This window comes from Rhodanobacter sp. IGA1.0 (assembly GCF_040208325.1).
Classification (GTDB): Bacteria; Pseudomonadota; Gammaproteobacteria; order Xanthomonadales; family Rhodanobacteraceae; genus Rhodanobacter; species Rhodanobacter spathiphylli.
In genome coordinates, this window is the sequence record NZ_CP157948.1 from 902,492 (window position 1) to 914,287 (window position 11,796).

The 11,796-nt window shown below is 68.0% G+C and carries 10 protein-coding genes; all 10 read left to right on the plus strand.

Annotated features, from left to right (window positions below; genetic code table 11):
- Positions 1–4: 4 nt before the first annotated feature.
- The 10 genes from ABNK63_RS03920 (at position 5) to ABNK63_RS03965 (ending at position 11,693) form a co-directional block, all read left to right on the plus strand.
- Positions 5–1,219, plus strand: a complete 1,215-nt coding sequence (locus ABNK63_RS03920) for an FtsX-like permease family protein (protein WP_350016752.1) — start codon at positions 5–7, stop codon at positions 1,217–1,219.
- Positions 1,220–1,326: 107 nt separating this feature from the next.
- A complete protein-coding gene (locus ABNK63_RS03925) occupies positions 1,327–2,520 on the plus strand; it encodes an alpha/beta hydrolase (protein ID WP_350016753.1) in 1,194 nt (397 codons plus the stop codon).
- A 58-nt stretch (positions 2,521–2,578) separates the two neighbouring features.
- Positions 2,579–3,892, plus strand: coding sequence for an ABC transporter permease (locus tag ABNK63_RS03930; RefSeq protein WP_007810073.1), 1,314 nt, complete (start codon positions 2,579–2,581; stop codon positions 3,890–3,892).
- A gap of 11 nt (positions 3,893–3,903) precedes the next feature.
- Positions 3,904–5,136, plus strand: coding sequence for an FtsX-like permease family protein (locus tag ABNK63_RS03935; protein WP_350016754.1), 1,233 nt, complete (start codon positions 3,904–3,906; stop codon positions 5,134–5,136).
- A gap of 61 nt (positions 5,137–5,197) precedes the next feature.
- Positions 5,198–6,517, plus strand: a complete 1,320-nt coding sequence (locus tag ABNK63_RS03940) for an ABC transporter permease (RefSeq protein ID WP_350016755.1) — start codon at positions 5,198–5,200, stop codon at positions 6,515–6,517.
- Positions 6,518–6,532: 15 nt separating this feature from the next.
- On the plus strand, positions 6,533–7,768 hold the full coding sequence (locus tag ABNK63_RS03945) for an FtsX-like permease family protein (RefSeq protein ID WP_350016756.1): 1,236 nt from the start codon (positions 6,533–6,535) through the stop codon (positions 7,766–7,768).
- Positions 7,769–7,853: 85 nt separating this feature from the next.
- On the plus strand, positions 7,854–9,200 hold the full coding sequence (locus tag ABNK63_RS03950) for a sigma-54 dependent transcriptional regulator (RefSeq protein ID WP_350016757.1): 1,347 nt from the start codon (positions 7,854–7,856) through the stop codon (positions 9,198–9,200).
- Between the two features lie 135 nt (positions 9,201–9,335).
- Positions 9,336–9,665: a hypothetical protein gene (locus ABNK63_RS03955; RefSeq protein WP_007810068.1), complete on the plus strand. Its 330-nt coding sequence runs from the start codon at positions 9,336–9,338 to the stop codon at positions 9,663–9,665.
- Positions 9,666–9,696: 31 nt separating this feature from the next.
- A complete protein-coding gene (locus ABNK63_RS03960) occupies positions 9,697–11,082 on the plus strand; it encodes an ATP-binding protein (RefSeq protein ID WP_350016758.1) in 1,386 nt (461 codons plus the stop codon).
- A gap of 134 nt (positions 11,083–11,216) precedes the next feature.
- Complete coding sequence (locus ABNK63_RS03965; RefSeq protein ID WP_350016759.1) at positions 11,217–11,693, plus strand: hypothetical protein; 477 nt, start codon at positions 11,217–11,219, stop codon at positions 11,691–11,693.
- Positions 11,694–11,796: the final 103 nt, after the last annotated feature.

Consider the following 11,796-nt stretch of genomic DNA (forward strand, 5'->3'; position numbering starts at 1 on the left):
AGAAATGCATATTCAACCGATACTCGCTGCGCTGCGCCGCCATCGTCTCGCCACCGCGCTGATCGCGCTGGAAATCGCGCTGGCGTGCGCGGTGCTGTGCAACGCCTGCTTCATCATTTCCCAGCGCGTCTCGGCGATGCACATCGTCAGTGGTGCGGATGAAGCGGCGCTCGCCTCGGTGCAGCTGACCGGCTACGACTCCGCCCAGGCAGCCGACGTGGACGCACGGGCGCTCGCCGCCTTGCGCGCCGTACCCGGCGTGGAATCGGTGTCGCCGCTCAATTCCATACCGTTCGGCAGTCGCCGTGGCACCTCCGGAATTTCAACCGATGCGGCCGGCGAACACTTCGGCGGCGTGATCGAATTCTACGTGGGCGGCCCCGGCAGCCTTGAGGCACTCGGCGCCAAGGTCGTCGCCGGACGCGCGCCGCAGCCGGACGATTTCCATGCCTTCAGCGGCTTCATGCCCGACGAGGGCAGCGTCCAGATCACCCGGGCGCTGGCCGAGCACTTGTGGCCGGGCGCCGATCCGCTGGGCAAGGAGTTCTGGTCGCTGAAGTCGCACTACCGCGTCGTCGGCGTGTTGGAGAACCTGGTTCGCCCCGATCCCACCGGATGGACGCCGGAACAGCGCCAGTGGTCGGTATTCCTGCCGGCGCAACCGGGTCCGTACCTGACCGGCAGCTACCTGTTGCGGGCGAACCCGGGCGACATGCCGCGGGTGATGCGCGACGCACTCGCGGCGGTGGCCAAGGCGGTGCCCGAGGTGGTGATCGATCGGGAAGCCAGCCAGAGCGTGTCCGACCTGCGCCATGACGTCTTCAAGAACGACCGCGTGATGGCCGCGATGCTGGTCGGCGTGATCTTCGCGATGCTGATGGTCACCGCGCTGGGCATCGTCGGCCTGGCCAGTTTCTGGGTACAGCAGCGCCGTCGGCAGATCGGCATCCGCCGCGCCATCGGCGCCACCCGCCGCGACATCCTTCGCTACTTCCAGACCGAGAATTTCCTGATCGTCGGCGGCGGCATTGCGCTGGGCATGGTGCTGGCATTCGCGCTGAACCTGGTGCTGATGCAGCACTACGAACTGCCGCGCCTGCCGCTGTACTACCTGCCTGTGGCGGCGCTGGCGCTGTGGGTACTGGGCCAGCTGGCCGTGCTGGGTCCGGCGTTGCGTGCGGCGGCGGTGCCGCCGGTCGTGGCGACGCGGAGCGTGTGACCGTGTGGCTGTCTTCGCACGCTGCCATGACGGCGCCGCTCGGCGGCGATCCACCGCATTCAATTTGTTTCGACGTGGCATTCAATTTGTTTCGACGTGGAGTTTCGATGAGCATGTTCCGTACCGCATTCCTGCTCCTGGCGATGGCCGCGCTGGGCGCGCCGTGGCGCGATGCATCGGCCGCCCAGGCGACGGCCGCCTCGTCCGCCGCACCTGTCGCGTCCTCCGGCGCTGCAGCGGAGATGATTTCGCGCGCCGAAGTCAGCCGCATCATCGGCAACACCCGCAGGATCGTCTCGCCGAACGGGGTGGACGAACGCATCAAGCTGCGCATCGGCGGCATCGACCAGTGGCTGTCGATCCGCGGCCGCGACCGGCGCAACCCGATCCTGCTGTTCCTCCACGGTGGCCCCGCCGCGGTGACGATGCCGGCCAGCTACACCTACCAGTCGCCCTGGGAAGATTTCTTCACCGTCGTGCAATGGGACCAGCGCGGTGCGGGCAAGACCTATGCCGCCAATACCGAGCAGCAGATGTCGCCGGGCATGACCATCGAAGGGATGACCGACGATGCGGCGCAGGTCGTGCAGTACCTGCACCGGCATTACGGCAAGCGGAAGATTTTCCTGCTCGGCCATTCCTGGGGCACGGTGCTGGGCACGCGGCTGGCCCGGCAGCATCCGGACTGGTTCCATGCCTATATCGGCGTGGGCCAGGTGGTGAACGTGCGCAGGAACGAGGAGATCGGCTTCGCCTTCGCCCTGCGTGCGGCAAAGGCCGACCACAACCCGCAGGCCGTGCGCGAGCTGGAGGCGCTGATGCCCTACCCGGGCACGGTGCCGATGACGCTGCAGCGCATCGGCACGCGCAGCAAGTGGGAGACCTACTACGGCGGCCTCACTCATGGCCGCAAGGACTTCTCCTATGAGGCCGATGCCGAGGGTCTCTCGCCCGACTACGACCAGGCCGAACTCGACGCGATCGGCAAGGGCAGCGTGTACACGCTCAACCACCTGTTGCAGCCGCTGCTCGACGTGGATCTCGATGACATGACGGACTTCGGTTGCCCGGTGATCCTGTTCGTCGGGCAGCACGACTACACCACCTCGCACGAACTGGCCGAGCAATGGTTCGGGCGCATCCACGCACCGTCTAAACACATGGTGCTGTTTGCCGACTCGGCGCACATGGTGATGCAGGAGCAGCCGGGCCGCTTCCTGATGCACCTGGTGACGGATGCGCTGCCATTGGCGCAGAAGCTCGGCGACGCGGCGCCGGCGGAGGTCACCCGCGGAGATTGAGGCGATACGCACGGCACCCATGCCGGTCGGCATGGGTGGGGAAACTCGAGGGAAGGGAATGTTCGGCTACTACCTGGATCTGGCACTGCGCAGCCTGAAGCGCAACAAGGTGCTTACCGCGTTGATGGTGCTGGCGATCGGCCTGGGCATCGGCGCCAGCATGACGATGATCACGGTGCTGCACGTGATGACCAACGATCCGCTGCCCGGGCGCAGCGCGACGTTGTTCACGCCGCACCTCGACCCGCTGCCGCTGGATTACAAGCATCGCAGCGATGGCCCCGACCCGACCGACAATCTCACCTGGCCGGATGCGATGGCCCTGCTCGAGGCGCATCTCGCCACGCGGCAGGCGGCGATGGCCGGTGGCTCGCTGCTGGTGCGCCCCGCGCGGGCGGACGTGCGTCCGTTCCGCGTGGATGGGCGTTATGCCACGGCGGACATCTTCGCGATGTTCGGCATCTCGTTCGAGCATGGACAGGGCTGGTCCGCCGCCGACGATGCCTCACGGACGCATGTGGTGGTGCTCGGCGAGACGCTGGATCGCAAGCTGTTCGGCAACAGCGGCGGCATCGGTCAGGTCGTGCGACTGGGCGAACACGACTTCCGCGTGATCGGCGTCACCGCCGACTGGCAGCCGCAGCCGATGTTCCATGCCGACCTGTCGGCGCAATCGTTTGGCGATGCGGATCAGTTCTTCCTGCCGTTGACCGCCGCGGTGGACCTGAAGTTGCCGACCAACGGGAATCAATCCGGCTGGGGCAAGGACGACGCCGCTGATTCCATGACCAGCGCCAACATGTCCTGGCTGCAATTCTGGGTGCAACTGCAAAGCCCCGGACAGGTGCAGGCGTATCGCCAGTTCCTGCTCGACTATTCCGCCCAGCAGAAGGCGCTGGGCCGTTTCCAGCGCCCGCCCACGGAGGCGAAGCTGTACAGCCTGATGGGCTGGCTGGCGCACCGCAACCTGGTGCCCACGGATGTGCGCCTGCAGCTGTGGCTGGCGCTGGGCTTCCTGTTCGTGTGCATCGTCAACATCATGGCCTTGCTGCTGGCGAAGTTCCTGCGCCGCAGCGGCGAGATCAGCGTGCGTCGCGCACTGGGCGCGCGACGGCGCGACATCTTCCTGCAACTGGGCATCGAGTCGGCGATGGTCGGCGTGGCCGGCGGCCTGTCCGGCTTGCTGATCGCCCAGCTCGGCCTGTGGAGCGTGCGCCATCGCCCCGACGACTATGCGCAACTGGCGCAGATGGACACGTCGATGCTGCTGGGCACGTTCGCGCTGGCGGTCGCCGCCAGCCTCCTGGCCGGCCTGTTGCCGACGTGGCGCGCGTGTCGCGTGCCGCCCGCATTGCAACTGAAGGCCTTGTGAGGACATCCAGCATGGAACTGCGCCCGATACTCTCGACCTTGCGTCGACACAAGCTCACCGCGACCCTGCTGGTACTGCAGGCCGCCCTGACCTGCGCGATCGTCTGCAACGTGGTGTTCATGATCGCCAATCGCGTGCAGCGGATCGGCGTGCCGACGGGGATCGCCGAAAGCGAGCTGTCGGTGATCCCCAGCACGAGCATCGAAGAGGGCGAGAATCCGCAGGCGCGGCATGCCGCCGACCTGGTCGCCCTGCGTGGCGTGCGCGGCGTGCAATCGGCGGTGGCGGTCAGCTATTCGCTGCCGCTGGATCGCAGCGAATCATCCAGCGGCATCTGCCCCAGCAAGCAGGCGCTGGATCGAGCGATGCAGCTCAATACGATCGAAGGCAGCGGCTGCATGCAACCTGCCGTCTACGACGGCACGCCCGGCCTGGTCGGCACGATGGGCCTGCACCTGGTCGCGGGACGCGACTTCCGGCCGGAAGACTACGTGAGCCAGGGCAAGCCCGCGGTGGCCATCGTCAGTCGCGCGCTGGCGCAGCATCTGTATCCGGGCAAGCAGGCGCTGGGCCAGAGCATGTACGACGGCGACAACTACATTCGCATCGTGGGCATCGTCGACCGCCTGCTGCGCCCGAACCTGCGCACGCCGGGGGTCGACGAGGACAGCATGATCTGGCCGCAGCTGCCGCCGGGCTCCGGCGTGCTCTACGTGCTGCGCAGCGCCCCCGGCGATCGGGCGCGAATACTGCAGGAGGGGTCGGCGGAACTGCTGAAACTCAGTGCGAACCGGCTGATCAGTACCGCCCGCACGCAGACCTACGGGGAGATTCGAGCGGCCTATTTCCAGCGCGACACCACCATGATCGGCCTGCTGCTGGCTTCGGCCCTGGGCCTGCTGTTCGTCACCGCGCTGGGCATCACCGGGCTGGCCAATTTCTGGGTGCAGCAGCGCACGCGCAGCATCGGCATCCGCCGCGCGATCGGTGCCACGCGTGGCGATATCCTGCGCTACTTCCAGACCGAGAATTTCCTGATCGTCGGCGCCGGCATCGTGCTGGGCATGCTGCTGGCCTTCCTGTTGAACGCGGAGCTGATGCAGCACTACGAACTGGCGCGCCTGCCGCTGTTCTATCTGCCGATGGGCGCGCTGGTGCTGTGGGGCCTGGGCCAGCTGGCGGTGCTGGGGCCGGCGCTGCGCGCGGCGGCGGTGCCGCCCGTCGTGGCGACGCGTTCGACATGAGCATGGAGTTGTTCACGATGGCACTGCCACGACAGGCGCCTTGCAAGCGGGGGATCGGCTGATGTTCCGCTACTACCTTGACCTGGCCTGGCGGCGTTGCCGGCAGGGGCCGTCGATGGTCCTGCTGCTGGTCCTGACCATGGCGATCGGGATCGCCTCGTGCATGACGGCGCTGACCATCTTCGGCGCGCTGTCCGGCGAGCCGTTGCCGGGCATCAGTCCGTATCTGCACGTGGTGACGATGGATGCCCGCGAGGCGGTCGACGCCAACAACAACGACTACGACAAGCCGGACGGCTATCTCAACCTGACGGATGCGAAGGCGCTGGTCGATGCACGGCGGGCGCGCCAGCAAGTGGCGCTGGCGCAGAGCTATACGCTGGTCGGTCGCCCCGACGGCAAGCAGTCCGACCAGGTGCAGGGGTTGATGGCCCATGGCCCGCTGCTGGCCATGTTCGGCGTGCCGCTGCGGCATGGCAGGTCATGGACCGCCGAGGAGCAGGCGGCCCATGCACCGGTGGTGGTGATCGACAGCGCGCTGGCGCAAAAGCTGTTCGGCACGGAGGACGCGGTGGGCCGCAGCGTGTCGCTGGGCAGCGGCAGTTTCCGCGTGGTGGGGGTCAGCGCGCAATGGAAGCCGCGCACGCAGTTCCTCGACGTGCCGCGCAACCAGGGCAACGTGCTGGGCCAGCCGGAACAGTTCTTCGTGCCGGCGCAGGCGGCGCTGGCCGCGGGCGTGGGCCCGCTGACCGCGGGGGAATGCGGCAAGGGCGCGGCGATCGTCAGCTTCCAGTCGGCCGAGGTGGACAAGTGCCGCTGGCTGGAAGTGTGGGTGGCGCTGGATACGCCGGCGACGGTGGCTGCGTATGCCCGGTTCGTCGCGGGCTACGCGGATGCGCAGCATGCGGCCGGGCGTTTCGTGTATCCGCCGCAGGCCGCGCTGTACGGCGTGCCGTCGTGGATGAGCATGAACCACGTGGTGCCCGACGACGTCGGCCTCAACCTGGCGCTGGCCGGCGCCTTCCTGCTGCTGTGCCTGGTCAACGTGGCCGGCCTGCTGGCGGCGCGCTTCCTGCGCCGGCAGGCGGACGTGACGATTCGCCGTGCGCTGGGCGCGTCGCGGCGCGACGTGTTCACGCAACACCTGGTCGAGACCGGCGTGCTCGGCCTGATCGGCGGCGCGCTGGCGCTGCCGCTGACCTGGCTGGGGTTGTGGATCGTGCGCATGCAACCGGTGGCCTATGCCGACGCGGCGCACTTCAGTGTTTCGGCATTCGCCGCACTGCTGCTGTTGTCACTCGTCGTCGGCCTGGTGGTGGGCATCCTGCCGGCCTGGCGTGTGTGCCGCCAGCCGCCGGCCATGCAGATCAAGCTGGGCTAGGGGAACGCGATCATCATGCGACACATCATCCAACCACTCTTTCGCCATCGCCTGATGCCGCTGCTGGTGCTGCTGCAGGTGGCGCTGGCCTGCGCGATCGCCTGCAATGCGCTGTTCCTGCTGCAGCAGCGACTGGTGCCGATCCTGGCGCCGGACGGCATCGGCCAGCCGGACAAGCTGGTCGTGGCGTGGAACATCGCCTCGCGCGGCAAGCCGTGGCCGCCGAGCCGGCTGCGCGAGGTGCAGGCGTCGCTGCGAGCCATTCCCGGCGTCGCCGCGGTGGGCCTGGCCGGTTCGCTGCCGATGGAGACCAGTGCCCAGATGAACGGTGACGTGATCGGCGAGGGGACCGGCATCCAGGCCGATGCGGCGGTCTACATCGGCGATCACCTGCGCGAGGCACTGGACCTGCAGCTGGTCGCCGGCCGCGATTTCAGCGCGACCGAGCAGGGCATCGACTACCGCGACATCGGCATCAACCAGAGTGGCCCGGCGATCATCACGCAGGCTCTCGCCGACCACCTGTTTCCCGATGGCCATGCCCTGGGCAAGGTGGTGCGGATCGGCCGGGACGCGGATGCGGCGCGGCGCACCGTGGTCGGCGTGGTCGAGCACCTGATGCGCAACAAGCTGGAGCAGGACAACCGCAGCAACATCGACTACAGCATGCTTTTCCCCGGCGTGCCCGGGCAGTGGCCGATGCCGGTGTTCGCCGTGCGGGCGGGGGTGGAAGGCGATGCCGAGCGCGTGCGCCAGGCCGTCAAGGCCACCATCACGCGCGAGCTGGGCGTGGAGATGATCCAGGGCTTCGAGCCGACCTACCAGATGTACGCCGACATGCGCGCGCACATGCTGGCCAAGTCGAAGGCGGCGGTGTGGCTGCTGTCCGGGGTCAGCCTGGTGGTGCTGATCGTGGCCCTGGTGGGCATCATGGGGTTGACCGGCTACTGGGTGCAGCAGCGCACGCGGCAGATCGGCATCCGGCGCGCCCTGGGCGCGCGCCGCGTCGACATCCTGCGCCACGTGCAGATCGAGAACCTGCTGGTGGTGGGTGCCGGCATCGTGCTCGGCATGCTGCTGGCCTATGCGGTGAACCTGTGGCTGATGCGCCACTACGAGTTGTCGCGTCTGCCGTGGATCTACCTGCCGTTCGGCGCGGCGCTGATGCTGGTGCTGGGTCAGCTGGCGGTGCTGGCGCCTGCGCGTCGCGCCGCCGCGGTGCCGCCGGTGGTGGCGACCCGGTCGGCATGAAGCCGGTCCCGGGTGTACGCATGACCATGGTCATGGCAACCTTTATCGCTGGAGCGGCATCCATGTCCGCATGTGCAGAAAAAAGATGACACGTACCGTACTGATCATCGACGACAACCCGGCCGTGGGCGAGGCGCTGTCGCTGGCGTTGTCGTTGCACGAGATCCGCGCGCTGGTGGCGCTGACCCCGGGCGAGGGGCTGGCGCTGCTGCAGCGCGAAGCGGTCGACGTGGTGATCCAGGACATGAACTTCACCGCCGACACCACCTCGGGCGAGGAGGGCGTGGAGCTGTTCCGTGCGATTCGCGAGCAGCATTCCGACTTGCCGGTGATCCTGCTGACCGCGTGGACGCACCTGGAAACCGCGGTGGAACTGGTCAAGGCCGGCGCCGCCGATTACCTGGCCAAGCCGTGGGACGACAACAAGCTGCTGGCCACGGTGGAGAACCTGCTGGAACTGTCCGAGTCCACCCGCGAGGTGAACCGGGGCCGCCGCGAGCGGCGCCAGCGACGCGAGATGCTGCAGAAGAAATACGACCTGGACAGCCTGGTGTTCGCCTCCGAGGCGATGGCCCGCACGCTGGACCTGGCCTGCCAGGTGGCGCGCTCGGACGTGTCGGTGCTGATCACCGGTCCGAACGGCACCGGCAAGGAGCGCATCGCGGCGATCATGCACGCGAACTCGGCGGTGAAGCGCGGGCCGTTCGTGGCGGTGAACTGCGGTGCGTTGCCGGGCGAGCTGATCGAGGCCGAGCTGTTCGGCGCCGAGGCCGGCGCGTACACCGGCGCCAACAAGGCGCGCGAAGGGCGTTTCGAACTGGCCGATGGCGGCACCCTGTTCCTCGACGAGATCGGCAACCTGCCGCTGCCGGGCCAGATGAAACTGCTGCGCGTGCTGGAGACCGGCCAGTTCGAGCGGCTCGGCTCGGGCAAGACGCGGCAGGCGAAGGTGCGCGTGCTGTCGGCGACCAATGCCGACCTCAAGGCGATGATCCAGGCCGGCACGTTCCGCGAGGATCTGTACTACCGGCTCAACGTGATCGAGGTGAACCTGCCGCCGCTGGCCGAGCGCAACGACGACATCCTGCCGCTGGCCGAATTCTTCCTGGACGGCCGCGCCGAACTGGGCGAAGCGGCGCGTGACGCCTTGCTGGGCTATCCGTGGCCGGGCAACGTGCGCGAACTGAAGAACGCGATCGAGCGCGCCGCCCTGCTGGCCGGTGGCAACCTGATCACGCCGGAACTACTCAACCTGCCGCAGCACGTGACCGCCGCGGCCGCGCGCAATCTCGACGAGCCCAGCCGCGAGACGGTGGAGGCGGCCCTGCACAAGGCCGGCGGCGTGGTCAGTCGCGCCGCGCAGAACCTGGGCCTGTCGCGCCAGGCGCTGTATCGGCGCATGGAGCGCTACGGCCTGGCGACCACGGCCTGAGCGGACGCGCGATGGAAGAAAACCACGGGAAGTGGTTTTCTTCACCGACTCCGAGCGTTGTTCCGTGATCGGCATGCTTGCTCTTGACCAGAAGGCGTAGAAAGATGGCGATCGGTATCCAGTTGGGGGAACGTCATGCGATATCGCCTGATCACATTCTTGTCGGCCGCGCTGATCGGCGGGGCGGCGATGGCGCAGACGCCACCCACGCTGCGCACCGACCTCAGCCTGCTGCCTGCGCCCAGCAGCAGTTCGCCGGACTATCGAGCCGGCTCGCTGGCGGTGCCGGGCGACGGCAACAGCAGCCCGTTCCGCTTCAGCGACGGTCACGATGGCGAGGCGTGGAACAAGGCGCCGCCGCGGCCGATGGATCGCGACGCGGTGCTCGGCACCGAGCGCGCCTGGCTGGGCGGACGCCCGCCGCTGGACTGCGCGATGACTCCCCGCGACGCCAGGTGCCATTGATCGGGCGCTTTCCCCGCGAGGAGAACGGCCGATGTGGCGTCGCCTGAATTCGCTGCGCGGTCGGCTGACCCTGCTGCTGGCGGTAGCCGCCTTCGCCGGCGCCGCGATCTACGCGGGCGTGACCCAGTGGCCGCTGCCACAACTGCTGGTGTGGATGCGCAAGGACCTGGCCTTGTCCATCCGCGCGCCGATGCAGCTGGGCATCTATGGCGGCCTGCTGGCCAGCGCGATCGTGCTGTTGCCACTGGCGTTCTGGCTGGCCGGTCGGGTGATGGCGCCGGTCAGCCGCCTGCTGCGCGCGCTGGAAGGCGCGGTGGCCAGTTATCGCGACGGCGACTTCAGCTTCTCCATCGCGATCGATCGGCGCGACGAACTCGGTGAGCTGATCCGCATGCACAACGCGTTGGGACAGACGCTGCGCGAGCAGCGCCAGCACCTGGTGCAGCGCGAATTGCTGCTGGACACGGTGGTGCAGAACACCCCGGTGGCCCTGGTGCTGACCGATTCGTCCGGTCGGGTCGCCTACGCCAACATCGCGTCGCGACATCTTTTCAACGATGGCCGCAGCCTGCACGGACTGGATTTCGCTGCGTTGCTCGTGGATGCCCCGGAGACCCTGCGCAAGGCCGTGGAGAGCGGCGAAGATGCCCTGCTCAGCGTGGAGATGGAAGGCAGCGAGGAAATCTTCCACCTGTCGCAGCGTGCGTTTCGTCTGCAGGGGCGCCCGCATCGGCTGCACCTGTTTCGGCGCATGACGCGTGAGTTGTCGCGGCAGGAAGTGGCGACGTGGAAGCGGGTGATCCGGGTGATCAGCCACGAACTCAACAATTCGCTGGCGCCGATCACCTCGCTGTCGCACTCCGGTGCGGAACTGGCCCGGCGCGGCCAGCTCGATCGCTTGCCCGGCGTGTTCGCCACCATCGGCGAACGCGCGCTGCACCTGCATCGTTTCATCGCCGGCTACGCCAGCTTCGCCAAGCTGCCCACGCCGCAGCCGGTGAGCGTGGTCTGGCAGCCGTTCCTGGATGGCCTGGCGCTGCATTGCCGCTACCGCCTGGCCACCGCCGTGCCCGAGCAACCCGGGCATTTCGATGCGGTACAGATCGAACAGGTGCTGATCAACCTGATCAAGAACGCGCACGAGTCCGGCGGCCCGGAAGACGAAGTCACGCTGTCGCTGCTGGAAGTCGGCAACGAGCTGCGCATCGAGGTGGCCGATCGCGGCCCCGGCATGAGCGAGACGGTGCTGGCCCAGGCACTGCTGCCGTTCTACTCGACCAAGCGTTCCGGCACCGGCCTGGGCCTGGCGCTGGCCCGCGAGATCGCGGAGGCGCACGGTGGCCGCGTGCTGCTGGCCAACCGCGAGGGCGGTGGCCTGCGGGTGAGCCTGCGCCTGCCGCAGCTCGTGTCGAAATGACGCAAGGCCCCTGTTGAAGGCACCGCCGGACACGATGTCGCGGCCGGCCGGACGGCGGGCGAGGACGCCGGGCGTCCCCGGGCATTGCCGGTTGCGGGCGCAGCCCGGCCTCCGGGAAAAGCGCGGCTTTCCCTTTGACTGCCTTCCGTCACCTGCCCGGGGTCATTGCGGTCGAGCCGCTTCTGAAATTGTCTAACAGCGCGTTGGCTCGCTACCATCGCGCCATGTCCTGTGCTTCGTCCCCGCTGCTTGCCCGTCTGCGCCGCCATCGCGGCCTGTGGACGCTGGCCTTGGCGGTCATGCTGATCAAGCTGGCGACCGGCACCATCTGTCTGGCCGATGGTCCCGACCTGCGATCTGCTTCCACCGCAGCTGCCGAGGTGCCGGCGCTGGTGGCGACGATGGCCGAGGCATCGGCCCATGACGATTCGAGCCATTGCGTGCTTGGCGAAGCCGGTGGCTGTCATTGCACGTGTGCGCACGCGTTGACCCTGCCGATGACCGCATGGTTGCCCACCGGCACCATGGATGCCCGGTTCGTCGCGCCGGCGATCTCCCCGCAACACATGCCGGCCCTTGCCGGTTCCCTGATACGCCCTCCAATCGCCTGAAACGCGCATGACCCCACGATGTGGCCGCCATGGCGGCGCATCGCTCTGCGACCGTTTCAGGAGATCGTTTCATGTCCGTTTTTCGATCGGTGCCCGCGGGCGC

Bases quoted from the DNA above. Each gene is read 5' to 3' on its own strand.
- ABNK63_RS03920 (WP_350016752.1), top strand. From the start codon at position 5: ATGCATATTCAACCGATACTCGCTGCGCTGCGCCGCCATCGTCTCGCC.
- ABNK63_RS03925 (WP_350016753.1), top strand. From the start codon at position 1,327: ATGAGCATGTTCCGTACCGCATTCCTGCTCCTGGCGATGGCCGCGCTG.
- ABNK63_RS03930 (WP_007810073.1), top strand. From the start codon at position 2,579: ATGTTCGGCTACTACCTGGATCTGGCACTGCGCAGCCTGAAGCGCAAC.
- ABNK63_RS03935 (WP_350016754.1), top strand. From the start codon at position 3,904: ATGGAACTGCGCCCGATACTCTCGACCTTGCGTCGACACAAGCTCACC.
- ABNK63_RS03940 (WP_350016755.1), top strand. From the start codon at position 5,198: ATGTTCCGCTACTACCTTGACCTGGCCTGGCGGCGTTGCCGGCAGGGG.
- ABNK63_RS03945 (WP_350016756.1), top strand. From the start codon at position 6,533: ATGCGACACATCATCCAACCACTCTTTCGCCATCGCCTGATGCCGCTG.
- ABNK63_RS03950 (WP_350016757.1), top strand. From the start codon at position 7,854: ATGACACGTACCGTACTGATCATCGACGACAACCCGGCCGTGGGCGAG.
- ABNK63_RS03955 (WP_007810068.1), top strand. From the start codon at position 9,336: ATGCGATATCGCCTGATCACATTCTTGTCGGCCGCGCTGATCGGCGGG.
- ABNK63_RS03960 (WP_350016758.1), top strand. From the start codon at position 9,697: ATGTGGCGTCGCCTGAATTCGCTGCGCGGTCGGCTGACCCTGCTGCTG.